Origin of the sequence: Brucella intermedia LMG 3301, from assembly GCF_000182645.1 — a bacterium.
GTDB lineage: Bacteria > Pseudomonadota > Alphaproteobacteria > Rhizobiales > Rhizobiaceae > Brucella > Brucella intermedia.
On record NZ_ACQA01000002.1, the window covers coordinates 1,778,467 to 1,804,567 of the forward strand.

Below are 26,101 nucleotides of genomic sequence, written 5' to 3' on the forward strand. Positions count from 1 at the left end.
AGGATCGAAAGTGACAAAAACTGTTGAGTATTTCTTTTCCCTCGGGTCGCCGTGGTCCTATCTCGGACTAGATACACTGGAAGAGCTGGCCGCAAGACATCTGGTCGAGATCAAGCCGTATCTGACTACTATCATTGAGGAGAATGGCGGGATTTTTGCCAGAAACCGTCCCGACGCGCGCCGTGCCTACGGCTCTCGTGATCTGAAACGATGGGCGAAGTTTCGCGGTAAGCCCTTGCTGGTGGAAAATCGTCCTGCGCTGGGAGACCCGACGCCCGCATCTTATCTGGTAATAGCTGCTTATCTTGACGGCCAAAACTGGTTGCAACTGGCGCGGGCACTGCAACAGGCCTTCTGGGAAGAAGCAAAGGATATAGGACAATCAATTGTGCGGAGCGCGGTGGCCGATGCCTTAGGCTTCGACGGTGATCATCTCTTGTCACGCGAGCAGGATAGCGACGTTCAGGAAAAATGGCGAAACGATCGTGAGATCGCAACCCAAAAAGGCGTCTTCGGATTTCCGACCTACATTTATGACGGCGAAATTTACTGGGGCCAGGATAATCTGGGTTTCCTGTCGAGCCATCTGCGCGGCGAGGCGCCCTAGATTTTCAGATCAGTTCACGCATGTGGGAAACGGGATTGCGTTGTGAAGCATCTTCGCGATCCTCCCTGGTGCTTTTCCAGACGGCGATTAGTGGTAGATGGCCTTATGAAGATGGTTCCGATAAAGATGCCGAGATTTGAAAATATAAATTCAGATTATACGATAGAGAAAGTCGATTATATTTAAAAACAATTTCCAATTGATCTGGGGATTTTAAATATAAATTTCTGACATATTTTTAATTGTATCAATAAGATAAAATATATAATTTTAATTGGGGTGAATTAATGGCTTCCGACAGTAAGAAATCTCATCTTTCCCGGCGTTCTTTTCTGGGAATTTCTGCGGCTGGTGTTGGTGCTGTAGCGGTTGGCGGTTCCGGTGGCCTGGTGCGCAGGGCCTTTGCACAAAGTACCTCATCATCACCGAGAGTGATCAAGCTGGCGTGGGGGCAGACCGCTGTTTGTCAGTCGCCAATTTCGGTTGCGCTCAAACAGGGGCTGTTTGAAAAATATGGTCTGACTGTTGAGCCGGTGAATTTCTCCGGTCCGACAGATCAGTTGCTACAGGCAATCGCGACCGGCAAGGCGGATGGCGGCATCGGCATGGCGCTGCGCTGGCTCAAGCCATTGGAGCAGGGTTTTGACGTGTCGCTGACAGTCGGTACGCATGGAGGATGTATGCGCCTTCTCGCAGCGCCGGATTCCGGCATCAATTCGATTGCGGACTTGAAGGGCAAGAAGGTTGCTGTCAGCGATCAGGCAAGCCCGATCCGCAATTTCTTCGCCATTCAGGCCGCCAAGCAAGGCATTAATCCCGATACCGAAATCGAATGGCTGCAATATCCTGCCGACCTCTTTGCAGAGGCCTTGAAAAAGGGCGAAGTGCAGGCGGTGGCTGGCGATGACCCTCATGCCTTCCTACAGCGCGAACGCGATGGCCTGAAGGAAGTCGCAACCAATCTTGACGGACAATATGTCAACTCGGCGTGCTGCGTGCTTGGCCTGCGTGGCAGCCTTGTCCGCGATGAACCGGAAGTCGCTGGAGCGCTTTCGCGTGCCATCGTGGAGGCTCAGGCATGGACTGCGGCCCATCCTGATGAAAGTGCGGAAATCTTCGCTCCGTTCGTTCCGGGCAATGTCTCTGCAACTGATGTGGCGCGTATCCTGCGCAGCCACACGCATGATCACCATTCAACAGGTGACGCGCTGCGTAAGGACGTCGCTTTGTTCGTGGACGAACTCAAGATCATCAATGTCATCCGGCCAAATACCAATACGGATACATTTGCCGAAAAGATCGTCGCCAATGTCATCACCTGACACAGTCTATATCTCGTCCAAGGGCGATGCGCGGGAGGCTCTGCCCTCCGCACTTCGCCGCTCGCTATGGCCGTTTGTGGCGGTGGTCGCCTGGGCTATCGTCAGCGCGATTTCCTTCTTCCTTCCCAATGTGGTGGTTGGCTTTGCAGAGCCGCTTTACGTTCGTGAAACCAATGGCGTGTTCATCGGCTGGACGATCCTTCTGGCAGTCGGTGCGGCATTGGTTGCGGTCCATCCGGTATTTGGCAAACGGCTGGTTTACTGGTCGCCATGGCTGACGGCTCTGGCGATATTTTTTGGTGTATGGGAATTGCTTACGGCCAAGTTTGCAGTGCTCCCGGTGCCGTTCTTCCAACCGCCATCATCTCTGCTGGAGGTCTATCTCGATGACTGGCCGCGTCTGCTCGACAGCCTGTATAACTCGTTCAAGCTGCTGGCCTCCGGCTTTGTGCTTGGTGCAATTGCCGGCTTTCTGACGGGTGTTTCCATCGGCTGGGTACAGGCAATCGGTTATTGGGTTCATCCGGTGTTACGGTTTCTGGGGCCAATTCCATCGACTGCACTATTACCAATGGCATTCTATTTCTTTCCATCGGGCTTTTCAGCCGCTGTCTTTCTCATCGCGCTTGCAACATGGTTTCCGCTTACGGTTCTGACATGGTCGGGCGTGGCGAGTGTCGATAAAGCTTATTACGATGTTGCCCGCACTTTGGGCGCCAGTCAGTTGTTCCTTATCCTGCGCGTCGCAATTCCCGCAGCATTGCCGCATGTTTTTGTCGGTCTTTTCATGGGGTTGGGTGCATCTTTCTCGGTGCTGGTCGCCGCCGAAATGATGGGCGTCAAGTCCGGTCTCGGCTGGTATCTGCAATGGGCGCAAGGCTGGGCGGCCTATAACAATCTCTATGGCGCGCTTATCATCATGGCGATTGTGTTTTCCGGTCTGATTACGCTGCTCTTTACTGTGCGTGATCGCGTTCTGACATGGCAGAAGGGGGATGTGAAATGGTAAATGCTGCCCTCAAACAAACGCCCGCCACTTCCGTTAATGAAAGCCGTGGCTTTCATATCCAGGTTGAAAAAGTAAGCCATTGCTTTGGTCTTGAAGGCAAGTCATTGCCAGTCCTCAACCACATCGAGCTTGATGTGCAACCGGGTGAATTTGTTGCCATTCTTGGTCCATCGGGTTGCGGCAAGAGTACGCTTTTGCGGCTCGCTGCCGGCCTGGAGCCGCCAAGTGAAGGGCGGATTCTGGCCGATGGCGAGGAAATCCTCGGTCCTAATCCGTCGCGCGTGGTGGTCTTCCAAGACCCTACACTTTATCCATGGCGCACGGTGCGGGACAATGTGGCTTTGGGGCTTCAGGCGCGTGGCGTGCTTAAAACTCAGGGACACCGCATCGATGAAGCAATTGAGCTGGTGGGATTGTCGGCTTTTGCCAATACCTATCCGCGTCAGCTTTCGGGCGGCATGGCGCAGCGTGCAGCCTTGGCGCGTGCGCTGGTCAATGATCCGAAATTGCTCATTCTGGACGAGCCATTGGGGAAACTCGATTCCCTGACGCGGCTTGCCATGCAGGCTGAGCTTCTCGATCTTTGGCAACGCAACGGCTTTACCACACTGCTCGTCACGCATGATGTCGAGGAAGCGATTTTCCTTGCGCAGCGGGTCATCATCTTTGGCAACCGTCCGGCAAGCATCGAAGCCGAACTTAAAGTGGATCTCAGCTATCCGCGCCATCGCGGCGATCCGCGATTGGCGGAACTGCGCAGGCAGGCGCTTGCGCATCTCGGGCTGGATGCAGACTGGTAAAATCAGGAAAGAAAAATGTTCAAAAAACCAATTCTTACAGCGGCCCTTTTATTGGGGTCGATGACGCAACTTTATGCTCATGCTCATCTCGCACAGTCCGAGCCAGCCGAAGACGCTGTGCTCAATAAAACGCCTGCCACTGTTTCCATAGAATATACCGATGCGCTGGAACTAGGCCTTAGCAAACTTGTCCTCAAGGATGAGAGCGGGGCAACTATCGAGACCAGTAAGCCTGAACATATTGACGGCAACCCCAAGACGCTCTCGGTCACACCGCCAGCTTTGAAGCCGGGTACTTATACGGTCGAGTGGGGCGCTGCATCGGTCGATACGCACCGCACCGAAGGCTCGTTCAAGTTCAAGATCACTAATTAAGGTTGCCGGGCGCAATGACTGGAATTGATATTGTCATTGCGCTTGTGCGATGCCTCAATCTTGCTGGCCTTGCCACGTTCGCAGGCGCGGTATTTTTGCGCATATTGGTCGTTCCAGGCGTAAAAAGCGAAGGCAAAACGACGGCTTTTTTGAGAATGTGGTGCCGATTTTGTGGCTATTTCGTGGCGGTCAGCGCTTTCGGACTGGCCCTGTGGGTACCACTTCAGTTCTCACTGCTATCTGGTGCGAATAGTTTTTCTGATGCATTAGCTTTTCTCCCAAGCGGACTGTTGGGCACAGCGTTCGGCATCGCATCGTGCCTGCGGGCCTTGGCAATCGTGCTCCTGGTTTTGCTTCTGCCTCATGCAGAAAAATCTCCGACCATACGCATCCTGTTGTTTTTGATAGCTGTTTTGGCGTTAGGCCTTCAGATGCGCATGGGTCATGCCGCTGCCGCCGACGGCCTTTGGCTGCCATCAGCCGTAGCAGCCCATGTTATTGCCGGATCATTATGGTTCGGATCGCTGCTGCCGCTGTATCTGCTTCTGCGCGTTTCGCGTGATTCAGGTCTTCAGGTCGCGCGGCGCTTTTCCCGGTTCGGCATTGTTTTTGTTACATTTCTTATTGCCGGAGCCGCCATTGCCGGATGGGTGCTGACCGGTGGAGTTCCGGGATTGATCGGCACCAGTTACGGCAAGATCATTATTATAAAAGTCGTTCTGCTTGCCTTCATGCTTATGATTGCAGCGCTTAATCGCTTCCGGTTGAGCGCCGATGGACGCAGCGGGCAGGGACTTCGTTATGCCCTGATCTTTGAGATGATAATCGGCCTGGCTGTGTTTTTCGCCGCCTCTCTTTTGGCAACGCAGCCGCCTGCTGTGCATGAGAATATAATCTGGCCGTTTGACTATCGCCTGCGCGACAACATTCTTAGCGATCCGCTTCTTGCCGATGCAGCGTGGCGCAGTTTCAAGCCGCTGCCGGTGGCGCTATTGATCGGTATCGGCTGTCTGTTTCTGCCCAAATGGCGGTGGCAGGCGGTTATTGTTGTGGCATTTGCCGGTCTGATATTTTTCCAGCCACCACGAACGGAATTGTTTCTTCAGGATGCCAATGAGGCGAGTTTTCTGCGCTCGCCCACGTCCTATACGTCGATCGCAATCGCGAGGGGCGCTGCAGCTTTTGGAAGCAATTGTGCGTCTTGTCATGGTAATGACGGGCGCGGCCGCGGTGAACAGGCAACCGGCGACCCCATATGGCCGCCCGATCTGACGGCACCCTTGTTTGCGGATCGCCGAGACGGCGAATTCTTCTGGACGATAATGCATGGCAAGGAGTTACAAGATAGTCGTCAATCCATGCCCGGTTTTGAATCGGTGCTGGATGCAAAAACAGCTTGGTCGCTTGTGGACTATATTCGCACGATTGCGTCTGCCCGGACAATTAGCCTACCAGCGCCAGATGGCGCGGTTTACCCGGCATCCAGCCCGCGGATTGCAGTTTATTGCGGGGGAAAGCTCCATGAAGTCGGGCGGCAACACGACAATTTCTGGCTGCTTCTTCTTGAGGACAAACATCTTGAAGTCTTTGCTCTCGATAGCAATGGCATCGCGACAGAATGTGATGTTTCCGACCAGACTGCGGCTGTGGTCATGCGGCTTCTGACACCTACTGCCGATGGCGCAAGCTTTCTCGTGGATCAGAACGGCTGGATACGGTTCCGATGGTTGGGGCATGAAAAACCGGAACCCTCGGTTCTTAAGGCAGCGGTCAGCAAGGTTCGTACCAATCCGGTCAGTCTATCGAACAGGGGACATCATTCTTAATGATCCAAGTAGCGTCGACACGTGAATATCAATGCAAATTGGCTGTCCGCAATGGGGTGCAAATCTACGCGCCTAGCGAACTAAGTAAATAATTTTCTTAATAAAAATCTTTGGCTGGTGAAAATTAGGCGCCGAATATTGATGTAAGTCACCTAAAGGGAGTGGAACGTGGGTAAGATATATAATGACATTTCGGAGCTTATCGGCGATACACCCCTTGTTTCATTCTCGCGGCTGCAAAAGAGCAATGAAATATCAGCGCGGCTTCTCGCAAAGATCGAGTATCTCAATCCAGCTGGTAGCATCAAAGATCGGACAGCGTTGGGGATCATTCGGTATGCGGAACGGGGCGGTAAAATCAAACCGGGTGATCTTCTGGTCGATCTGACAAGCGGCAATACCGGCATTGGCATTGCGGCCATTGCCACTGCAAAGGGCTACCGGACAAAGTTTTATCTGCGCGATACGATCAGCGAAGACAAGATTAATATTCTCCGTCAGTTCGGGTCTGAAATCGTCCTGATCGATAATGACGAACTGCTGGAGCCGGGAGTGCTGCAAAGGGTGCTTGATCGCATTCGCAGCGAAAATCCCGACGCATATTATACTGGCCAGCGTTCCAATCCTGCCAATCCGGCGATCCATTTTGAAACCACGGGACCCGAGATTTGGCGTGATACGGATGGGGCGGTGGATATTCTGGTGAGTACGGTCGGTACGGGCGGTACCATTTCTGGTACGGGTAGATATCTAAAGGAAAAGAAGTCATCGCTTCGTGTTATCCTTGTGGAGCCGACGGCGGATTCCGTGCCCTCGATCGATAATCCGCGCGTTGAAACCATCGAGGGTGTCCATAAAGTCACCGACATCGAAGAAAACGTACTGCCTGAAAACTACGACAGGACCGTTGTTGATGAAATCATCGCTGTGACCACGGAACAGTCCCGCCGGGCGGCCGTGTCGGTTGCGCGTGAAGAGGGCTTTCTGGTCGGTACGTCTTCAGGTGCAGCGATTGCTGCTGCGCTTCAAGTTGCAAAGCGGCAGGAGAATGCAGGAAAGACCATAGTCGCTGTGTTGCCCGATAGTGGAGAACGCTATTTGTCGCTGTTTCAAAGCTCGGCCATTGCGGAGTAGGACCGCTGACCGCTGGGGTGAAAAGAGGATCAAGAAAATCCGCTTCGAACTGCCGCTGACAAGGCGCTGGAGAGAGCTTTTGTTTAGAGCGTTTCCGTTTTATTCTGAATCGACAGCGGTTCCCAAATCAGTTTTGTTTTGATTCATTGACGCTGGCTCGCTGTGGCTCGAGATGAAAGCAAAACGCTTCCCAGAGCAGAGTGGTGTGGTCTCGCAATGGGCACAACGTCGACGTTTTGGCTGAGAAGGCAGGCCAGAGCGGACTTGCGCGCACGCCCTCGTCGCATGTTATTGCTCGACTCGTGACCGCCGCACGCGAAGACCTGGCAAAATCCGAGGCAATCCTTGTCGCGGCAATCGAAGTGAACGTTCCGAAGCTGGTTGCTGCCCGCAAGGCCATTGGGACTTTCAATCTATGATCCGTTCAAAGTCATCGGCGAAACTTGATGGCTGGCTAGAAACCGTTAGTTCGATGCGCAGCCGATCGCGGTCATCGGGATCGATGTGACGCACAGCGCCGAGACTTCGCCGGAGGAGAGCAGAAATCGCTGTTCCAGTGCCGCGAGTGCAGACACGTCATAGCGGAAATGTGGCCAAGCATACTGTGTCCAGTTCCAGGGCATGAGCGATAGCATCCGTTTCTAATAGCTTTTCGACCCCGTTTATATGATCGGCATGAACATGGGAAAGATAAAGTAGATCCAGCGTTTTTAAATTTGCAGCTTGGCGATGAAAGCTATCGATCTCCCGGTCGCGTTCACCCTTGTATGCAGCCATAGAGCCGCAGTCATACACATAAGACAGGCGAATTTCTCTGTCTTCAAGGATGAAGCCAGAATGAAAAAAACCTTGTCCCACAGGATGTTGTCGACGTTCATTGTCCAGAATCAAACTACCCCCCCATTAACGCAGCGATGTTTAGCACTGATTAATTATGCTCAGCGATAGCATATCACTCGAATGATTAAGCGAGGATGTCGAATCTTGACTGGCAATCAGTTTGTGGGATTGGATTATTCAAATAGCGAAAGGATCGGTGGGCCGCTCAGTTTTTTCAGCAGGTTGGAACCAGGGCCGGTTCTTACAATGGCAAACAGTCGAAACCACGATTGGGTCGAGAAACTCCCCATGTGTCTGCTGACACGCTGTTCAACGCAACATGTCGGCAAGTGTGAGGCGCATCGAGTGGCTCGAGATACCAAAAATTCCACCATACGGTAGATCAAGGTCCAGAATAACGAACACCACGCTTATTACCGACGCTATAGCAATTGCGATGATGCAGAAGGATAGGGAGTTTCGCGGCGCCTGGAGGCCGAAACTGAGAAACATCATCGTGAGCCAGAACACCAGTACCCCAACAAAAGGTTCTGAAAGCGCCCCTTGGGTATCTTCGATAACGGTCCAGCGGGCTGCGGAGACAGCGGCGAAGATGTCCTTGCAACGGGTCGCAAGCGCTTTATGTAGCGAGTCTTGTGGTTGCAAAGCTGCCAATGCAATGCCGATCTCGTTCATCACGCCCGTGAGCACAGGGACTTCTCCCACGAGCGGAAACTGCGACGTGTCGGGATAATTCACGCCTGTAGGGTGCGGTTCGTCGGGCCAGGTGCTTGCTATGACTGCCGCTGTGTAACCGTGCAATTGCTGCCGCTGTTCTGCCAGTTCGTGACCGAAATCTCTCATGCAGCCATCCAGCTGCGTCAGTTTTGCGGCATAATGATTACGGTCATGAGAGGCTGTGTTATAGGAAGCCAGTTCGGAAGCCAGTAGCAGGCTCAGAACCAACGCAACAAAGGTTGCCAGGAGTGCAGTTACAATTCGGAGAAAGTCCAAGGATTCATTGCTGCGGTGTGGAGCGGGGAGCCGGACCCGTAAAAATGCGCCCGCGGCCGCGCTGACAATCAGGACTATCAACAATGACAACGTCCAGACTATTTCCCGATTCACGACAGCCATCCATTGATCATGAACAATCTCGCGGGTGTATTGTTGCTCCGTTGAGCTTAGCCGCTATTTTTCCCATGTGCAGCGATGATCGTCAAAACTATTTGCCAGGAATAAGGAACTTTCGCGCATTGATTTTTTAAATGTCTCGCACAAGCAAGAGGATTCGCTAGCGTTTCCAGGGTTCAATCTCAAGCGCTCCGACAGACAATCGGCAGCCCCCGTCTCACGCTGTGACTGGAATTTGGATATCGCCCAAGGAGGATGCCATTGCTTAGCTCCTTTTGCGTTAATGATCGTCATCGAAAGCGCCCCCAAGGCGCCGATGACACGTTGACGTTAGGGTCTTGTTTTGCGAAACATGAAAGATGCAGACCGCAATTATGATCGATCAGGACTATCTCGTAAAACGACTGAAGGCGCTTCTTGCCATCCCGAGTCCCACCGGATTTACTGACGAAGCCGTGCGTTACGTTGCGCGAGAGCTGGAGCTTCTTGGGCTTGAGGTTATGCTGACGCGCCGGGGTGCTATTCGTGCGCGCAGGACGGGTCTGAGCGAGAAACCGGCGCGCGGGATCGTATCGCATATCGATACACTCGGTGCGCAGGTAAAATATCTGAAGGAAAACGGGCGCCTGGAACTGGTTTCCATCGGTAATTGGTCCGCGCGTTTCGCCGAAGGTGCTCGGGTTTCCATCTTCTCGTGCAAAGGAATCTATCGCGGGTCAATCCTGCCGTTGAAAGCTTCGGGGCATACTTTCAATGAGGAAGTCGATACGCAACCGGTCGGCTGGCCTTATGTTGAACTCCGCGTCGATGCGCTCGCCCGAAATCGCGATGATCTGCTACAACTCGGTATCGATGTCGGTGATATTGTCGCCATCGATCCGGCGCCAGAATTCATCGATAATGGCTTTATCGTCTCGCGCCACCTTGATGACAAGGCGGGTGTCGCCATAATGCTTGCAGCCCTTGAGGCAATGCAGAGATCCAATTTGGAAACGCCGGTCGACAGCTATTGGCTGTTCACCATCGGCGAGGAAGTTGGAGTGGGGGCCTCTGCGGTGGTTGTGCCGGATATTGCCTCGCTGGTCGCCATCGATAATGGAACGACTGCACCAGGCCAGAATTCGTCGGAGTTCGGCGTCACGCTTGCCATGGCGGACCAGACCGGGCCGTTCGATTACCATTTGACCAAAAAACTCTATGAGCTTTGCGGAGAGCATGACATTCAGGTCCAGAAGGACGTGTTCCGTTATTACCGTTCCGATGCTGCGTCTGCGGTTGAGGCGGGGCATGATGTGCGCACGGCTTTGCTGACCTTCGGTGTCGATGCCTCGCATGGTTATGAGCGCATTCATCTGAGCGCGCTCACGTCCATCGCAAAACTTGCAGTTCATTATGCAATGAGCGAAGTCGAGATCAAACGAGATGCCGAGGAAACCGCCAAGGGCCTCAAGGGTTTCACGCATCAGAAATCGAGCAAGGCGGAGCAGGATTTGAAACCCGAGGATACGCCTGCAGAATAGGCTCTGAACTTTCTGAAATCGCGAGCGGGCTCAGGCCCGCTTTTTTGTCTCGCGAAAATTAATTATGATAATTCATTGATGATTGTTGATTTATGCCTATAAATTAGAGTCTGACGGATTTGACAAATGAAGGGGAACCCCATGAGAAGGTTATTCCGTGCCGTCCTGACTGCTATGGCGCTTTCGATCGCCGGGGCGGGCACAGTCGCGCTGGCCCAAACGCCGCCCAATGTGCTGATTGTCGGGCAGATTGCTGAGCCGCAATCGCTCGATCCGCATACAGTCACGGCCACCAATGATTTCCGCATCCTCGTCAATATTTATGACGGCCTTGTTCGCTACAAGGACGGAACGCTGGAAGTAGAACCGGCACTGGCGGAAAGCTGGGCGGTTTCGGACGACGGCAAGACCTATACGTTCAAGCTGCGTCAAGGTGTGAAGTTCCATGATGGTTCGGATTTCAATGCCGAAGCGGTCAAGTTCAACTTCGACAGAATGCTAAAGGAAGACCATCCGTTCTATAACACCGGCCCATTTCCGCTTTCGTTCAATTTCTCGTCCATTGATGCAGTCAATGTGCTCGATGAACACACTGTCGAGTTCAAGCTGAAGGAGCCTTTCGCTCCATTTCTTTCCAATCTGGCCTATCCGACCGGCCTGATCGTGTCGCCGGAAGAGGTCAAGAAATACGGTAAGGAATTTGGCCGTCATCCATCTGGAACCGGCCCGTTCAAGTTCGCGGAATGGCAATCCGGCCAGCGTGTGGTGGTGGAGCGTAATCCCGACTATTGGGACACAGCGCCAGCATTGGAAGCAGTTGCGTTCCGCCCGATCACGGATGCCAATACACGCGTCGCGGAGATGATGGCAGGCGGGCTGGATGTCATGGTGGAAGTGCCGCCAGATAATCTTGCCACCTTCAAACAGGACGCGAATTTCGCGGTCGCCGAACAGGCGGGCCCCCATGTCTGGTTTACCATCCTGAACGCGAAGAGCGGTCCATTCGCGGATAAGAAAGTGCGTCAGGCGGCGAATTATGCGGTTAACAAGCAAGGCCTTGTAGATAATGTGTTGCAGGGTTCCGCAACTGTTGCTGCGGGGCCGATTCCACCCGCCTTCAATTGGGTCGAGAACAAAACCGAACCCTATCCTTATGATCCGGAAAAGGCCAAGGCGCTCCTTGCCGAAGCTGGTGCAAGCAATCCTGAAATTACGTTCTATGTGACCGAAGGCGGTTCGGGCATGCTTGATCCCATCACGATGGGTGCGGCAATCCAGGCCGATCTCCAGGCTGTGGGCTTCAAGGTCAAGATAGAAACCTATGAGTGGAACACGTTCCTTGGCCGGGTCAATCCGGGGCTGGAGGGCAAGGCCGATATGGCTGAGATGGCGTGGATGACCAATGATCCGGACACGGTGCCTTATCTGACGCTGCGCAGTGATGCATTGCCGGACAAGGGCGGCTTCAATTCCGGTTACTATTCCAACCCCAAGGTGGATGAGCTTCTGGAAAAGGCGCGGTCATCGACCGATCAAAGCAGCGCGGCAAGCTTTATGGCGAAGTGCAGCGCATTGTCCATGACGATGCACCATGGCTGTTCGTGGCGAACTGGGAGCAAAACGCAGTCACGACCGCTGCCGTCAAGGGGTTCAAGTTGCAGCCGTCCTTCCTGCTGCATTTGAAAGACGTAACCAAGGAATAAGCAGGGAGGGCATTCATGCCAGCCTATTTCCTCAAGCGACTTTTGGCCGTTGTTCCTGTGTTGCTCGGGCTCTCGATCATCGTTTTTCTCGTCATGGCGATGATCCCCGGTGATACGGCGACTGCGTTGCTTGGATCATACGCAACACCGGAAAATGTAGAGCGGATCAATCGCGATCTTGGTCTCGACAAGCCGTTGCTGCAACAATAGATCATCTGGATGGGCAATCTCCTGCATGGAGATTTCGGGCGTTCCTTCGTGCTCAATCGTCCGGTGCTGGATGAGGTTATGGAGCGATTTCAGGCGACACTCGTGCTTGCGGGCGTAGCACTGATACTGTGTTCAGTCTTCGGCCTGCTCGCGGGCATCGTTTCGGCGGTACGCCAGTTCGGCCGGGCTGACAGGATGATCACTTTCATCGTGCTTGCGGGAATTTCCATTCCCTCATTCTGGTTGGGTTTGCTTCTGATCTATCTCTTCGCGGTCCATTGGCGCATTCTGCCCGCGTCCGGCATGTATGCTGTTTATGGCGGCGGTGACCTGAAGGATCTGCTCTGGCATCTGATCCTGCCTGCCACGACGCTGGCCGTGGTAGCGGCAGGGGTGATCGCCCGTCTGACCCGCGGCGCGATGCTGGAAGTGCTTCGCCAGGACTATATCCGGACAGCCCGGGCGAAAGGTCTCAACGAACGTCGCGTGATTTACGGTCATGCGTTTCGCGCCGCACTTGTCAGCGTCATTCCTGTGATCGGAATTCAGGCGGGATTTGTGCTGGGCGGCGCGGTCTACATCGAGACTGTATTCCAGTGGCCCGGTATTGGCGCCATGCTGGTGAAAGCCATTTCCACCCGCGATATCTTGCTGGTGCAGGGTGGCGTGCTAGTGGTTGCCGCGAGTTATGTCCTCTTCAATCTGCTGGCCGATGTCATCCAGACTATGCTCGATCCAAGGATACGCTGATGAGCGCGCTTCCAGAAATTTCTGTCGCGCCTGCGGCGGTCCGCATGTCCTCCTGGCGTCTCCTGATGAGCAATCGTCTGGCGGCTTTCGGTTTTTTTCTGCTGGTTCTGATCTGCTTCATCATTCTGCTGGCCCCGGTTCTCCCGCTTCCCAATCCCGACGCGACTTCTCCTGCAATGCGATTGAAACCCATGTTCAGCGAAGGACATCTTCTTGGAACGGATCAGCTCGGGCGCGATATACTGAGCCGTGTCATATGGGGCACGCGTGTGTCCGTTGCAGTTGGCTTTGCAGCGACGCTGATCGCAGCAATCGTCGGCTCGGCTATCGGTCTTGTGGCCGGCTATGCGGGCGGACGAACCGACAATTTGATGATGCGCGGCATCGATATGCTGATGGCATTTCCTTATATCCTGCTGGCGCTGGCTATCGTGGCAGTGCTCGGGCCGGGCTTGATGAATGCGCTTTACGCGATTGCGGTGGTCAATATTCCGTTCTTCGCGCGTAATGTTCGCGGGGTTACGCTTGGTCTCGCGCATCGTGGGTTTATTGATGCTGCCCGGCTCTCCGGGAAAAGTCCGGTTTCGATCCTGTTAAGCGAAGTGCTGCCCAATGTGCTGCCGGTTATCGTCATTACCATGTCGACCACGGCGGGCTGGATGATCCTCGAAACGGCGGGCCTGAGCTTCCTCGGTCTTGGCGCGCAGCCGCCGCAGGCCGATCTCGGCTCCATGCTCGGCGAAGGCCGCGCGCAACTGTTCAATGCCCCGCATGTCTCCATCGTGCCGGGATTGATGATCTTGCTGTTGGTCATCAGTCTCAACGTATTGGGAGATGGGGTGCGCGATGTTCTCGATCCGCGATTGCGGTCAGGTGCGCTGGGGCGGCCAGGCGCGATAACCGATATTGCCAAGGACCGGTCATCGCCTATGATCAAGGATGGCCAAAAAGCTCTTTCTATTGCCGGTCTCGAAACGGGCTTCGTCAATGGCGGGCATTTCACCCCCGCTGTCCGCAATGTTTCACTCGAACTTGAACGCGGCGAATGTCTCGGCCTGATTGGGGAGAGCGGATCGGGAAAAAGCGTGACCGCCCTGTCAGTAATGGGCCTCGTGGCGTCCCCGCCCGGACTTATCCGCAACGGCGCGATCTGTCTGGGCGACCGGGACGTTCTTTCAATGTCTGAAACCGAGTTGACGGCGGCACGGGGCGCAAGAGTTGCTTATGTGTTTCAGGACCCACTGACGACGTTGCATCCTATGTATCCGGTCGGACGTCAAGTCGAGGAGGCGATTACGGCGCATCGGCGGGTTGGAGCCAGTGAACGGCGGAAACAGGCGGTTGCGCTTCTTGACAAAGTTGGCATTCCGGACGCCTCACAGCGGGCCCATCACTATCCGCACCAGCTGTCAGGCGGTCAACGCCAGCGCGTCGGCATTGCCATGGCTCTGGCCAACGATCCTGACATCATCATTGCAGACGAGCCGACCACAGCGCTCGATGTCACGGTGCAGGCGCACATTCTTGAACTGCTGCGCAATCTCCAGCGCGAGCGCGGCATGGCTCTTCTGTTTATTACCCATGATTTCGGAGTGGTTTCGGAGATTTGTGACCGCGTGGCAGTGATGAAAGACGGCGAGATTGTCGAGACGGGTACAACTTCGGCAGTTCTGTCCAATCCGCAGCACAGCTATACGAAACGCTTGATAGCTTGCGTTCCCGAACTTGGGCAAGGCGCCGACTTTCTGGAGCGTGTGGCGGGTCTCTTCAAGCGCGAAAACGGGAAGGCGACAGGATGAGCGGAAATGCAATCAGCGTTCGCGATCTCACAAAAACCTTCGGTGGCGGGCGAACACTTCTGGGGAAGGAGCGTCACAAAGTCGAGGCGGTTAAAAATGTTTCGTTCGATCTTAGAAGCGGTGAGACCTTGGCGATCGTCGGTGAAAGCGGATCGGGCAAAAGCACGCTCGCCAGAATGCTTGTCGGACTGACAGAGCCGACGGGTGGTACGATGACGATTGCTGGCCGCGATGCGCGTAAACTGCGAAATGCCGGCGCACGGGCATTTGGCAAGGTCATACAATATGTGTTTCAGGATCCTGTCGCGTCGCTCAATCCCCGAAAGACAATCGGGCAGATCCTGGAAACACCCCTCAGGCTTCTGTGCGGCCTCGATCCAACTCAACGGCAGGAACGCATGATCCAATTGTTGGACGCCGTTCATATGCCCAAGGATACGCTGAAACGCTTTCCGCACGAATTCTCCGGGGGCCAGGCCCAGCGTATCGCCATTGCGCGCACGCTGGCGGCTGAAGCGGAAATCGTCGTGCTCGACGAACCGGTTAGCGCGCTGGATGTCTCTGTTCAGGCGCAGGTTCTTCTGCTTTTGGATCAACTGAAGAAAGAGTTTGGTCTCTCCTATCTCTTCATCAGTCACGACCTTGCTGTGGTGGAAGCCATCTCCGACAGGGTTGCGGTTATGTATTTCGGGGAAATCGTTGAAGAAGCAACCGCAAGCGCTCTTTTTGCCAGACCTGAACATGCCTATACACGAAAACTCGTGGAAAGCGCGCCGCGCATCAGGAGAGAGTAGCAGGATATGGTCAAAATGGGCCTGAATTCCGATCACGAACCGCAATATCGCGCGAGGGCGGCAAAGGTCCGTCGGCGACCGGAAGAGATTGCCGACCGTATCAAGGATGTTATCCGTTCCGATGCATTGAGGCCGGGAGATCGACTGCCACAGGAAAAGGAACTGATTGACCAGTTCAAGGCCGCCAAGGGCACTGTGCGCGAAGCGATGAAGGCGCTGGAGACGCAGGGTCTGATTTTTACGCGCAGCGGTCCCGGGGGCGGGGCTTTTGTGGCCGAACCTTCCGCCCAGCACGCAATGGAAATGCTTGGGAGTTATTTTTTCTTCGACCATCCGAGCCTTGCGGAAGTCTACGCTATCCGCAAGCTTCTTGAACCGGAGGTCGCGGCTATCCTGTCGGGAAGGCTGACCGAGGACGAGATCATCCGACTAGAAGACACAATGCGGATTTATGACCGTCCACCAGTTGATCTCGACGACCAGTATCGCCAGCGTGTTGCGGAGCTGGATTTCCATTCCCTGCTGGCGCAACTTTGTCCGGACCGCCTGCTCGGCTTCATCTGCGGATTGACCCATAACCTGCTGCGAAGCCTGCCAATCGCACGCGCAATTTATGCGGACCCCACGCCAGCCTCGCGTGAAGAAGGGCTCATCTTTCAGCATCGATTGCTGGCGGCGCTTGTCGAAAATCGCAGCGAAGATGCGCGACTCATCGCGTTTGAACATATGGTTTCCGCCGAAAACTATATGCTTTCCAAAGCGGAAACGGTCCGAAAGATCGCATAACGGAAACTAAAAAGTTGGGAACCATCCCGGCGCTCCCGCATTTGCAATTATGCAGGCCGTCGCCATGAAAGATGCGACGGCCTCATTTGTTTATGACTGATAATGGAGGTTTCGACCCTTTTTATGTGTGGTATTTGCGGAGAAGTCAGGTTTGACGGTCGTTCCCCGTCAGTTTCGGCAGTCTCGAAAATGGCGGATGTACTCAGTCCTCGCGGGCCCGATGCATCCGGGATTGTGGTCCGGGGCAATATCGGCTTCGGGCATCGAAGATTGAGAATCCTTGATCTTTCCGAAAAATCGCAGCAACCGATGATCGACGCCGACCTCGGTTTGACGCTTGTTTTCAATGGCTGCATCTATAATTTCCGCGAATTGCGCACAGAGCTGGAACAGAAGGGCTACAAGTTCTTCTCCGACGGTGACACAGAAGTCATTCTCAAGGCATGGCATGCATGGGGCGAAAGCTGCGTTACGCGTTTTCTTGGCATGTTTGCTTTCGCCATTCACGAACGCGATACCGGCAGGGTTATCCTGGCGCGTGATCGCTTCGGCATCAAGCCGCTCTATATCGCCGAGGTGGCCGGTGCCTTGCGGTTCGCCTCTTCTTTGCCTGCTCTGGTTAAGGCAGGCGGCATCGACACCTCGATAGACCGCGCGGCCTTGCACAATTACATGAGTTTTCATGCCGTGGTGCCGCCACCACGCACGATCTATAATGGTGTTCGAAAGCTCCCCCCGGCGACAATCCGTGTCTATGAACCGAATGGACGTTTTGCTGACCGCGTCTATTGGCAGGCGCCTTATCGTCGTCTACCCGGCGACGGCGCGTTGAGCCGCGAGGAATGGCAGGAGCAATTGCTCGCCATGCTGCGTGTCGCTGTCAAGCGCCGGATGATTTCCGACGTGCCGGTCGGCGTGCTTTTATCCGGAGGGGTGGATTCAAGCCTGATCGTCGGTCTGCTGGCTGAGGCAGGTCAATCGGGCCTGATGAGTTTTTCAGTTGGTTTTGAGGAAGCAAACGGGGAAAAAGGCGACGAATTTGTCTATTCCGATCTGATCGCCGAGCATTTCGGGACCGAACATCATAAGATCTTTGTGCCTTCTGCAGACCTCATGGACGCCTTGCCGGGAACGATCGCGGCAATGTCCGAACCAATGGTGTCCTATGATAATGTCGGCTTCTACCTTCTTTCCAAGGAAGTTTCGAAGCATATCAAGGTTGTCCAGTCGGGACAGGGCGCGGATGAAGGGTTCGGCGGCTATCACTGGTATCCACCGCTAGTCGATTCCAACGATGTCGTCAGCGACTATGCCAAAGGGTTCCGTGACCGCTCGCACGACGTTCTCGTCACGCAGCTATCGCCGGAATGGATGCCGGAACGTGATTACAGTCAGGACCTTCTGGAAGAACATCTGCTGCAGGATGGAGCGGATACGCCTGTCGACCGTGCGCTGCGGCTCGATACGAATGTGATGCTCGTGGACGATCCGGTCAAGCGCGTGGACAACATGACGATGGCCTGGGGGCTTGAAGCGCGGGTGCCGTTTCTGGATCATGAGCTGGTCGAGCTTGCCGCCCGCATTCCGCCGGAGGAAAAACTGCGTGACGGCGGCAAGGGTATCCTCAAGGATGTGGCGAGGAAGGTCGTTCCAAGCGAAGTGATCGACCGCAAGAAGGGATATTTCCCGGTTCCGCAGCTCAAATACATCGATGGCCCTTATCTCGATATGTTGCGAGATGCCCTCTCTTCACAAAAGGCGAGGGAGCGCGGACTTTTCCAACGCGATTATCTTGAACGCCTGTTTGCAAAACCGTCCGAACACATAACGCCGTTGCGCGGTTCGGAGCTTTGGCAGGTTGGCCTCCTTGAAATGTGGCTGCAAACGCAGGAGGCATGAAATGCGGAAAACCGGTGAGGTGGATATGACCCGGCAGAAAGCGAAAGGTCGCAAAGCCTTTTCGCACCGTCTAACGCGCTTGCGTACGCCTGAAAGCGCTGGCTTTTATCAGGAACATGCGCATGGCCACGACAAGACGGGAAGCGGAGATCGCAAGCAGGATGTGTTTGTCGATTGTGGCTGGGGTCGGCTGCTCTTCGCGCAGACCTTCGAAACCAATGAGGCCATTGTGGAAGCTTTGCGGGCGGAAGCACCAGCAAGCCGCGATATCGTCTTTTACGTCAGCGATCCTCATGTGCTGCTGTCGCTCGCACCACACGAGATATTTCTCGATCCGTCGCATACGTATCGGATTGAACTTGCTACCTATCGCCCGGGCGGGCGGCGGACACGCGGCATAACCATCCGTCGTGCAGTCTCCGAAGTGGACGCGGAAGGCATCAACGCCGTCTATGCGGCCTGTGGCATGGTTCAACTGCGTCCCGACTTTTTCTCATCGGAGCGAGACAACCGTGCTGTTACCTATTTTGTGGCTCAGGACGATGCTACCGGCGAAATTGTTGGCACTGTGACGGGTATCGATCATCAGCGTCTTTTCGACGATCCTGATCGCAGTGCTTCGCTCTGGTGTCTTGCGGTCCATCCGCAAGCACGACAGCCCGGTATTGGCGAAAAACTGGTGCGTAAACTTGCCGAGCATTTTCAGGCTCGTGGTTTGAGCCATATCGATCTATCGGTTCTGCACGACAATGAGAATGCTATAAGGCTCTATGAAAAGCTGAGGTTTCGCCGTGTTCCGCTCTTCGCGATCAAGCGCAAGAACGCAATAAATGAGAAGTTCTTCGCCTCACATCTGGAATCCTTTGACGCGCTCAATCCCTATGCCCGCATCATTATTGATGAAGCGGTGCGCCGTGGTGTTCAGGTTGAAGTGACCGATGCCGATGGTGGCTTTTTCCGTCTCTCCTATGGCGGACGCTCGGTTCATTGTCGTGAGAGCCTATCTGAAATGACATCTGGTGTCGCAATGTCGATCTGTGACGACAAGGCCGTGACGCGGCGTGTCGTCGAGAAGGCGGGTTTGACAGTGCCGGAGCAGATTGCCGCCGAAGCGAATGACGGTGCGCTGGAAGATTTTCTAAAGCATCACGGCAAGCTGGTGGTGAAACCAGCCCGGGGCGAACAGGGAAGAGGCATTTCCGTCGGGATTTCGACCATGAAAGACCTGCGAACGGCGATCAAACAGGCGCGAACCGTGTGCGACCGTGTGCTGCTGGAGGCGTGTTTTGAAGGCGAGGACCTTCGGCTGGTGATAATAGACTACCAGCTCGTTGCAGCTGCGGTTCGCCGCCCGCCACGGGTGGTCGGCGATGGCAAAGCAACAATCCGCAAGCTTATCGAGATACAATCCCGCAGACGCGCTGCGGCGACAGGCGGAGAAAGCCGTATTCCTGTAGATGCTGAAACGAAAAGATGCCTGGAGGAACAAGGTCTGTCGCTCGATTCTGTTTTGGAGGATCATCGCGAAATTACGGTCCGCAAGGCGGCCAATCTTCATACAGGCGGTACGATCCACGACGTTACAGCTACTGTTCATAGAGACCTTGTTGATGCTGCCTGTAAGGCTGCCCGGGCAATCGGTATTCCCGTTGTCGGGATCGATTTCATGGTCAAGCAACCCAAAAACCCGGATTATATCTTCGTTGAAGCCAATGAGCGTCCGGGGCTTGCTAATCATGAGCCCCAACCGACTGCCGCAAGATTTCTCGATTTGTTGTTTCCTGGATCAAGATAATGGTAATTTAGCGAAATCGAGATTAATTTATGTTCGTCGGAGAGGCACTCCGGCGACAGCTGCATTTTTGACTGGCAACCTGGAAATTAAGCGGTTCGCCTTTGGTCGGACCAGAGCATCTTACCTGTGTCTTTAGATCAAAGACGGAGTGCCAACCAATTAATCTGTCCAACTTTCTGAATTTTCAGTGGGATTCAGATTGTACGAGCTGACAAGCCAGTATGGAGGTTTGGAGGCCCCCAACACCCTCGATTTTCGTCCCGATGGCAAGAGGGTGACGGTGTTCTTGCTATCCATTCGAAAGACGAAGGAGTAATACTCCTAACCCGGATAAGTCATTGTCAGGATTTGTTGACTGGTGTTGTTACTCATGAACAGTGAGTTGAAACCAAGTGTCGAGAAAGCGGCTTCGTTTTAATCCATCCAGATAAACCAGAAGCTCCGGCCCAAGCTCGACAGGTTGCAGCGATGCTACATCCGAAGGGCTCGTTTCCGATACAAGACCAGTTTGTTGAAGGATCGCCTGACCGTTAGAAGACAGAAGATATGTGATTGCCTGTTCGGCAATGTTTGCGTGTCTACTTCGGTCTGGGATGAGCGCGGTCCAGGGTAGAGCGACGACGTAATCCTGTGGTATGATCACTGTAAAATCCCGTGCGTCATATTGCCATTTGCTCACGTCTGACAACGACACGTTATAGGCAAGATCGATGCTGCCAGCCGACAATGCCTGTAATAGCTCTTCACTCGTGTCGAAAATACGCGCTTGCGATGCGCCGAAGGCGCGGACAATACGCCAGAATAATGGAGAGCGGATCGAATCCTGAGCCGCCAGCGTATAGCTGACATTATCAATGCCGATATTGACGACGCCGACGCGCCGTTGAAAACGCGGTGCGTTTTGCTCTAACAATCGTGCAAGTTCAATGCGTGTCGTTGGCAGTTCATTGTCGAGCGCGCGACGTCTGACAACGCTCACCGCTGGATCGAAACCGATGCTGAACAATTCGCTACGCCAATGAGCTTGTGGTGCTAAACCTGCATTGCGAACAATTCCATTTTTTGGTTGCGCGCCACCTTCATTGGCGATGAGTACCGCAAGATCGGGCGTCGAAAGGATAACGAGATCGGCGGTGCTCGCTTCTTTAGCGCCAGCAAGAAGCCGCAAAGTCCATTCACCCGGTCTGATCTGCCGATAAGCAATGTTCACACCGAGCAATTGACGGGCAAGACCAGCCTGTACGGGGGCTATGGTTCCGGGTGCGATGTCGCCGACAATCTGAAATTCGGGTTTTGAGACCGGGTCATTTTGCGCATGCGTGTTATGCCATGAAGGAACAATCAATATCAGAACGGCACAGAATTGCAGGATAATGCATTTCATGCGCGCGGCTCCGGTGTCGTTGCGGGCAATGTCACCAGCACGCTTGTTCCACCACCTTCGCGGTCGCGCAGTTTAATCTGGCCGCCCAACGCTTCCGCAACCATTTTTGCTATCGACAAACCAAGGCCGGAACCGGGCTTTGATTGATTTGCTCGGACGAAGCGTTCGAAGACACGGTCTTTCATGTCGGTCGCAAGCCCTGCGCCTCTGTCATGAACACCAAGGGTGATCGTAGCTCCATTCTGGCTAAGGCTGATAGTAACAGGGCCGGGCGCATGAATAAGTGCGTTTTCGACGATATTGCGGATCATTTCTCTGAGGCTGATGGCTTCGCCACTCATATAGAGCGGCTCATCGGGCATATCAAAGCTGATGGTTTGTTGCAGATCGAAATAACTGCCTTCAGCGCGCAGTCTTCGGACTGCTTCCTGTGTAACCTGCCGTAGATCGAGCGTTTCGAGCCTTCGCGATTGAATACTGTGCAGCGTCGTCGCCTCAGATAAAAGCTGATTTGCGAGAAGACTTGCGCTTATGGAGTTGGTATGGACACGGGCAAGGATTTCCTTTTGCCGGTCTGGATCAGTTTCTTCGAATGACAGTTCGGTCAGGGCACGCAAGGCGGTAAGTGGCGTGCGCATCTGATGTGCTGCATCGGCTGTGACCAGCTTTAATCCGGCAAGCACATCGTTCAGCCGCCCCATGAAATCATTGAGCGCTGTGACAAGTGCGCTGACTTCCTTGGGAATAGGACCGGCAACCGGGTTAAGGTCGGATGAGGAGCGCTGGCGCAGATCAAACTCAACCGTTCGCAGCGGTCTGAATGCAAACCGGATTGCGAGCCAGATAAGGACCAGTGCGAGCAAAGCCACTCCAAGCGCAGGCAAGAGAGTGTTGAGGCTTAGTTGCAAGGTTAGCTGCCTCCGCGCTTCGCGCGTTTCACCCACCAGAACATCGACCCAGCCGCCGCCTCTTGCGTCGCTGTGATAGCGTGCGACTGCAGCAATTCGTACTTTTTCACCGCGATAAACACTGTCGCTGAGGCGAATGCGGCTATTGTTGCCATGCGGAATTTCGAGCCCGAGAATAGGCGAACCGGTCAGGAGGCTGCCATCGGGTGCTACGATACGATAGAAAATGCGATTGAGGCGCGAAGTGCCCAGAATGGAAAAGGCCGAGTGTGGAAGATCGACGCTGAGCGCACCATCCTGCAGAGTTATCGTGTCTGCGATCGATAGGGCCGCCGCTCCAAGAACACGGTCGAATGCTTCATCGGCTGCACGATGCGCATACCAGCGACCAAGAAAGAAGAGCAGAACGGTGACGGCAAGCAGCGTTAATCCACTGCCCACCAAAATGCGGCGCTGGATCGAATATTCCCTGTTTGCGGCTCCTTTGACCATCAGAGCTGCGGCGCTTTAAGCCGGAGCAAATAACCCACGCCGCGTTGTGTAACAATCTCAACTGTGCTGTGCTCGAGCTTCTTCCGCACGCGTGAAACCAGCAGTTCGATAGCATTGGGTGTGCCGGTATCTTCATGGCCAAACAGTTTCAGAACCAGCATATCTTTTGGAACCGTGACATTGAAACGGGTGGCAAGCATTTCCAGAACGTCGAATTCCCGCCGCCCGAAATCCAGTGGCCCGTCACCCTGCATCACTGATCTTTGTGTTAGGTTGATCGATAATTCGCCGATCCGCAAAACCGGCTGTGCCACGCCCATATGCCGTCTTGCGACGGCTCTGATACGGGCAAAAAGCTCCCTGAGATCGAAGGGCTTTACCAGATAATCATCAGCGCCAAGCTCGAGAAGATCGATCTTGTCGGCAATCTGATTGCGAGCGGTGATCACCAATACCGGGCATGACAAGGATTGTTCTCGCATACTGCGCAGGATGGCAAAACCGTCACGTCCCGGAAGGTTGATGTCGAGTACGATCAGATCAAAGGAGCCATTCACAGCCAGATCTTCCCCCTGCACACCATCATAGGCAGTCGTGACAGAGTGGCCTTCCTTTTCAAGCTTTGAAGCAATAGCAAACGCAATATCGATTGTGTCTTCTACAAGAAGGATACGCATGTTGTGTTCGACGATTCTATTCAAGGTTTTCGGGACGACAGGATTCTGACAGTTAGAATTGCTAGTATCTGAGAAAATACTGGATGAGGCTGCGGCACTTGTATCATAGCAAGTGTCCAGGGAGGAAAAAATGTTCTGGCGCGGGTTGGCATGTCGTATCGGCATGACCTTGTTTGGGCTTCAGCTGTGCATCGCTTATGCGAATGCTGCTGATGCTGCTTGCGCTTATCGCGGTGCGCTGGATGAGCGTTATTGCGACGAGAACCGCGACCTTGTCGCAGATACTCCCAAAGACGCTTCCCAATGGCGTGATCCGCAAACACTCGTATGGGCTTATTCGCCCATCGAAGACCCGGCGGTTTATGCTCGGCTCTTTAAGCCGTTCACCCAGCATCTTGAAGCCTGCCTTGGACGGCAGATCGTTTATTATCCGATTCAGTCCAGTGCTGATGAAGTTGAGGCGATGCGTTCAGGACGCCTGCATTTTGCGGGCTTCTCTACAGGGCCGACAATTGAGGCGGTCAATCGTGCAGGTGCGGTTCCTTTTGCCGCCAAAGGCACTGGCGATCAGATGCGCGGCTATAGGCTGGTCGCGGTCGTGCGCGCGGGCTCGCCCTATGAAAAATTGGGTGATCTTAAAGGGCATCGCGTCGCCCATGCATCATTGTTCTCAAATTCTGGCAATGTCGCGCCACGCGCTCTCTTTCCAAAAGAAGGTCTCACGCCGGGGCAGGACTATGCGCCTATCATGTCGGGCGGACACGATAAATCGATCCTCGGTGTTGTCGCCGGTGATTACGATATGGCGGCTGTTGCCTCCGATGTACTTGAACGCATGATCGAGCGGGGGCTTGTGAAGCGTGATGCCGTTCGTCTGATCTATCAGAGCGATCTGTTTCCGACCTCTTCATTTGCTTATGCTCACAATCTTGCGCCGTCGCTCGTGGCGGAGATGAAGCGCTGCTTCTTCAATTTCACATTCACGCCTGAAATGAGAGCCGAGTTTCAGGGCGACGATCACTTCATTCCCATAGATTATGCAGCCGCGTGGTCCGTGGTGCGTGAGGTGAGCGAGAAGGCTGGCGCACCGCCTCCATAATTCGCTTCGCAGCAAGCGATCAATTCGCATGGCATTTCTCTGAGTGCCAGCTCCCGCAGCAAGCCAGAACACAGTTAACTGCAACCCGATTGGGTTTCGGTCGGAGTCTCTTCGGCTCAAAGTGGATAAAATAATGAGTTTTTACAAGCAACTACCCTACAAATATAAGGTCTATAATGCAGACCCCACGACACTGATCGGGGTTATGCTGGCAATCGTTTTTGCCTATCTGATTGCAGCGCCAATCGTGCTGCTTTTGTCAGATGCAGTGATTGTCCAATTTGCTGATCGGGCACGCTCGGGCCAGCAGATTGGTGAATTGACCTTTTATTATCTCAACCGTGCGTTCTTCTCGGCGATTTCGACCGATGTGTTCTGGCGTCCGCTTTGGAACACAGCAATCATCGCACTTGGTTCGATTGCCTTTGCGCTTGTCACAGGCATTCCACTCGCATGGCTTTTGAGTCGCACAAATTTGCCGGGCAAGAAGTGGTTCTCGACAGCATTGATCGTTCCTTACATGCTGCCTTCGTGGACCTTCGCACTGGCTTGGCTGACCCTGTTTAAAAACCGCACCACCGGTGGTCAGCCAAGCTGGATGGAAGCTTTGGGCTTCTCGCCACCTGATTGGCTTGCTTACGGCATGTTGCCAATCACGATCATCCTGGCCATGCACTATACGCCATTCGTGATCCTGCTTTTCGGCAATGCGTTGCGGCAGTTTGATTCCACGCTTGAAGATTCAGCCCGTGTCATGGGCGCAGGCAAATTGCTGATTGCGCGCCGCATCATTCTTCCATTGATGCTGCCCTCGCTTGTGTCGGCTTCAACGCTGATCTTCGCCAAATGCCTCGGCGACTTTGGTGTTGCCTATATTCTTGGCGTGCCGGTTGGTTTTGACGTTCTGGCGACGTCTCTTTTCCGTGCAATTTCAACCAGTCAGACTGGCATGAGTGCCGTTCTTGCGGCAACCATTGTCGTGCTTGGTAGCATTTCAATCTTCCTCGATATGTATCTGCTCAAGGAAGCGCGCCGTTTCGTCACTATTGGCAATAAGGGCTCGATGAACCGTGAGACAGACCTTGGGCGCTTCCGTGTACCTGCATTCAGCTTCGCCGCACTCATGTTCGTTGTCAGCGCGTTCATTCCGTTGATGGCGCTTTTGCTGACGACGGTTATGCGTGTGCCGGGCGTTTTCACGCTGGATAATTTCACGCTGGATTTCTGGATCGGCACCTGGAGTGCTCCCCATTTCACCG

General features: G+C 54.1%; 21 protein-coding genes and 3 pseudogenes. 18 read left to right on the forward strand and 6 right to left on the reverse strand.

Translation table 11 applies throughout. The features are described 5' to 3' along the window. Window positions 1–10 precede the first annotated feature (10 nt). From OINT_RS20715 to OINT_RS20750, 8 genes are all read left to right on the forward strand, one after another. On the forward strand, window positions 11–607 hold the full coding sequence (locus OINT_RS20715) for a 2-hydroxychromene-2-carboxylate isomerase (RefSeq protein WP_006469889.1): 597 nt from the start codon (window positions 11–13) through the stop codon (window positions 605–607). A gap of 431 nt (window positions 608–1,038) precedes the next feature. Then, entirely contained in the window at window positions 1,039–1,929 is an 891-nt protein-coding gene (locus tag OINT_RS20720; protein ID WP_006471490.1) for an ABC transporter substrate-binding protein, read from the forward strand. Continuing rightward, entirely contained in the window at window positions 1,916–2,938 is a 1,023-nt protein-coding gene (locus OINT_RS20725; RefSeq protein ID WP_039853443.1) for an ABC transporter permease, read from the forward strand. The genes OINT_RS20720 and OINT_RS20725 overlap by 14 nt, the downstream gene beginning before the upstream one ends. After that, window positions 2,932–3,738 (forward strand): ABC transporter ATP-binding protein, encoded by an 807-nt coding sequence (locus OINT_RS20730; protein WP_006471492.1) that lies wholly within the window; start codon window positions 2,932–2,934, stop codon window positions 3,736–3,738. Before OINT_RS20725 ends, OINT_RS20730 begins: the two co-directional genes overlap by 7 nt. A 15-nt stretch (window positions 3,739–3,753) precedes the next feature. Then, the gene (locus OINT_RS20735; RefSeq protein WP_006469893.1) at window positions 3,754–4,113 is read left to right on the forward strand and encodes a copper resistance CopC family protein; all 360 of its coding nucleotides are present in this window, start codon (window positions 3,754–3,756) and stop codon (window positions 4,111–4,113) included. A 14-nt stretch (window positions 4,114–4,127) separates the two neighbouring features. Next, the gene (locus OINT_RS20740) at window positions 4,128–5,939 is read left to right on the forward strand and encodes a CopD family protein (RefSeq protein WP_006471493.1); all 1,812 of its coding nucleotides are present in this window, start codon (window positions 4,128–4,130) and stop codon (window positions 5,937–5,939) included. Between the two features lie 168 nt (window positions 5,940–6,107). Further along, window positions 6,108–7,073 carry a PLP-dependent cysteine synthase family protein gene (locus tag OINT_RS20745; protein WP_006469895.1) on the forward strand — a complete coding sequence of 322 codons (966 nt, stop codon included), beginning with the start codon at window positions 6,108–6,110 and terminating at the stop codon, window positions 7,071–7,073. 203 nt (window positions 7,074–7,276) lie between these two features. Then, window positions 7,277–7,492: a hypothetical protein gene (locus tag OINT_RS20750; protein ID WP_006471494.1), complete on the forward strand. Its 216-nt coding sequence runs from the start codon at window positions 7,277–7,279 to the stop codon at window positions 7,490–7,492. Window positions 7,493–7,537: 45 nt separating this feature from the next. Here the strand turns inward: OINT_RS20750 and OINT_RS24480 are convergent, their stop codons facing one another. The 3 genes from OINT_RS24480 to OINT_RS20760 form a co-directional block, all read right to left on the reverse strand. After that, window positions 7,538–7,708: a DUF4172 domain-containing protein gene (locus OINT_RS24480; RefSeq protein ID WP_006469897.1), complete on the reverse strand. Its 171-nt coding sequence runs from the start codon at window positions 7,706–7,708 to the stop codon at window positions 7,538–7,540. After that, entirely contained in the window at window positions 7,650–7,964 is a 315-nt protein-coding gene (locus OINT_RS23685) for an MBL fold metallo-hydrolase (RefSeq protein WP_006469898.1), read from the reverse strand. Before OINT_RS23685 ends, OINT_RS24480 begins: the two co-directional genes overlap by 59 nt. A gap of 258 nt (window positions 7,965–8,222) precedes the next feature. Next, window positions 8,223–9,029 carry a bestrophin-like domain gene (locus OINT_RS20760; RefSeq protein ID WP_006469899.1) on the reverse strand — a complete coding sequence of 269 codons (807 nt, stop codon included), beginning with the start codon at window positions 9,027–9,029 and terminating at the stop codon, window positions 8,223–8,225. A 356-nt stretch (window positions 9,030–9,385) separates the two neighbouring features. On the opposite strand from OINT_RS20760, the gene OINT_RS20765 reads away from it, so the two are divergent. The 8 genes and pseudogenes from OINT_RS20765 to ngg all read left to right on the forward strand — a co-directional run bounded on the left by OINT_RS20765 (window position 9,386) and on the right by ngg (window position 20,282). Further along, a complete protein-coding gene (locus tag OINT_RS20765; protein WP_006469900.1) occupies window positions 9,386–10,546 on the forward strand; it encodes an osmoprotectant NAGGN system M42 family peptidase in 1,161 nt (386 codons plus the stop codon). A 141-nt stretch (window positions 10,547–10,687) separates the two neighbouring features. Next, window positions 10,688–12,249 (forward strand): annotated as a pseudogene (locus OINT_RS20770) (ABC transporter substrate-binding protein). Between the two features lie 15 nt (window positions 12,250–12,264). Then, a pseudogene (locus tag OINT_RS20775) lies at window positions 12,265–13,209 on the forward strand (ABC transporter permease). After that, window positions 13,209–15,008, forward strand: coding sequence for a dipeptide/oligopeptide/nickel ABC transporter permease/ATP-binding protein (locus OINT_RS20780; RefSeq protein WP_006469901.1), 1,800 nt, complete (start codon window positions 13,209–13,211; stop codon window positions 15,006–15,008). The pseudogene OINT_RS20775 and the gene OINT_RS20780 overlap by 1 nt, the downstream one beginning before the upstream one ends. Beyond that, the gene (locus OINT_RS20785; RefSeq protein ID WP_006471498.1) at window positions 15,005–15,802 is read left to right on the forward strand and encodes an ATP-binding cassette domain-containing protein; all 798 of its coding nucleotides are present in this window, start codon (window positions 15,005–15,007) and stop codon (window positions 15,800–15,802) included. Before OINT_RS20780 ends, OINT_RS20785 begins: the two co-directional genes overlap by 4 nt. A gap of 6 nt (window positions 15,803–15,808) precedes the next feature. Beyond that, window positions 15,809–16,588, forward strand: coding sequence for a FadR/GntR family transcriptional regulator (locus tag OINT_RS20790; RefSeq protein WP_006469903.1), 780 nt, complete (start codon window positions 15,809–15,811; stop codon window positions 16,586–16,588). A 123-nt stretch (window positions 16,589–16,711) separates the two neighbouring features. Further along, window positions 16,712–18,487 (forward strand): N-acetylglutaminylglutamine amidotransferase, encoded by a 1,776-nt coding sequence (locus tag OINT_RS20795; protein WP_006471499.1) that lies wholly within the window; start codon window positions 16,712–16,714, stop codon window positions 18,485–18,487. A 1-nt stretch (window position 18,488) separates the two neighbouring features. Next, window positions 18,489–20,282 (forward strand): N-acetylglutaminylglutamine synthetase, encoded by a 1,794-nt coding sequence (ngg, locus tag OINT_RS20800; RefSeq protein WP_006471500.1) that lies wholly within the window; start codon window positions 18,489–18,491, stop codon window positions 20,280–20,282. A gap of 364 nt (window positions 20,283–20,646) precedes the next feature. Here ngg and OINT_RS20805 read toward each other — a convergent pair whose 3' ends face one another. Genes OINT_RS20805 through OINT_RS20815 form a run of 3 tightly spaced genes read right to left on the reverse strand, consistent with a single transcriptional unit; the run spans window position 20,647 to window position 23,908 of the window. Beyond that, on the reverse strand, window positions 20,647–21,666 hold the full coding sequence (locus OINT_RS20805; RefSeq protein ID WP_006469906.1) for an ABC transporter substrate-binding protein: 1,020 nt from the start codon (window positions 21,664–21,666) through the stop codon (window positions 20,647–20,649). Next, on the reverse strand, window positions 21,663–23,066 hold the full coding sequence (locus tag OINT_RS20810) for a HAMP domain-containing histidine kinase (protein ID WP_006469907.1): 1,404 nt from the start codon (window positions 23,064–23,066) through the stop codon (window positions 21,663–21,665). The genes OINT_RS20805 and OINT_RS20810 overlap by 4 nt, the downstream gene beginning before the upstream one ends. Beyond that, window positions 23,066–23,908: a response regulator transcription factor gene (locus tag OINT_RS20815; RefSeq protein ID WP_006469908.1), complete on the reverse strand. Its 843-nt coding sequence runs from the start codon at window positions 23,906–23,908 to the stop codon at window positions 23,066–23,068. Before OINT_RS20815 ends, OINT_RS20810 begins: the two co-directional genes overlap by 1 nt. On the opposite strand from OINT_RS20815, the gene phnD reads away from it, so the two are divergent. Both phnD and OINT_RS20825 read left to right on the forward strand, forming a co-directional pair. After that, window positions 23,874–24,842, forward strand: coding sequence for a phosphate/phosphite/phosphonate ABC transporter substrate-binding protein (phnD, locus tag OINT_RS20820; protein ID WP_006471502.1), 969 nt, complete (start codon window positions 23,874–23,876; stop codon window positions 24,840–24,842). The two genes, OINT_RS20815 and phnD, sit on opposite strands and share 35 nt — an antisense overlap. A gap of 133 nt (window positions 24,843–24,975) precedes the next feature. After that, window positions 24,976–26,079: pseudogene (locus OINT_RS20825) on the forward strand (ABC transporter permease); the annotation flags it as partial. Between the last annotated feature and the right edge of the window lie 22 nt (window positions 26,080–26,101).

Excerpts from the sequence above, each read along its gene's own strand:
- OINT_RS20765 (WP_006469900.1), top strand. The coding sequence starts at position 9,386 with ATGCAGACCGCAATTATGATCGATCAGGACTATCTCGTAAAACGACTG.
- OINT_RS20760 (WP_006469899.1), bottom strand. The coding sequence starts at position 9,029 with ATGGCTGTCGTGAATCGGGAAATAGTCTGGACGTTGTCATTGTTGATA.
- OINT_RS20740 (WP_006471493.1), top strand. The coding sequence starts at position 4,128 with ATGACTGGAATTGATATTGTCATTGCGCTTGTGCGATGCCTCAATCTT.
- OINT_RS20790 (WP_006469903.1), top strand. The coding sequence starts at position 15,809 with ATGGTCAAAATGGGCCTGAATTCCGATCACGAACCGCAATATCGCGCG.
- phnD (WP_006471502.1), top strand. The coding sequence starts at position 23,874 with ATGTTCTGGCGCGGGTTGGCATGTCGTATCGGCATGACCTTGTTTGGG.
- OINT_RS20785 (WP_006471498.1), top strand. The coding sequence starts at position 15,005 with ATGAGCGGAAATGCAATCAGCGTTCGCGATCTCACAAAAACCTTCGGT.
- OINT_RS20735 (WP_006469893.1), top strand. The coding sequence starts at position 3,754 with ATGTTCAAAAAACCAATTCTTACAGCGGCCCTTTTATTGGGGTCGATG.
- OINT_RS24480 (WP_006469897.1), bottom strand. The coding sequence starts at position 7,708 with ATGCTATCGCTCATGCCCTGGAACTGGACACAGTATGCTTGGCCACAT.
- OINT_RS20730 (WP_006471492.1), top strand. The coding sequence starts at position 2,932 with ATGGTAAATGCTGCCCTCAAACAAACGCCCGCCACTTCCGTTAATGAA.
- ngg (WP_006471500.1), top strand. The coding sequence starts at position 18,489 with ATGCGGAAAACCGGTGAGGTGGATATGACCCGGCAGAAAGCGAAAGGT.
- OINT_RS20805 (WP_006469906.1), bottom strand. The coding sequence starts at position 21,666 with ATGAAATGCATTATCCTGCAATTCTGTGCCGTTCTGATATTGATTGTT.
- OINT_RS20810 (WP_006469907.1), bottom strand. The coding sequence starts at position 23,066 with ATGGTCAAAGGAGCCGCAAACAGGGAATATTCGATCCAGCGCCGCATT.
- OINT_RS20725 (WP_039853443.1), top strand. The coding sequence starts at position 1,916 with ATGTCATCACCTGACACAGTCTATATCTCGTCCAAGGGCGATGCGCGG.
- OINT_RS20795 (WP_006471499.1), top strand. The coding sequence starts at position 16,712 with ATGTGTGGTATTTGCGGAGAAGTCAGGTTTGACGGTCGTTCCCCGTCA.
- OINT_RS20815 (WP_006469908.1), bottom strand. The coding sequence starts at position 23,908 with ATGCCGATACGACATGCCAACCCGCGCCAGAACATTTTTTCCTCCCTG.
- OINT_RS20780 (WP_006469901.1), top strand. The coding sequence starts at position 13,209 with ATGAGCGCGCTTCCAGAAATTTCTGTCGCGCCTGCGGCGGTCCGCATG.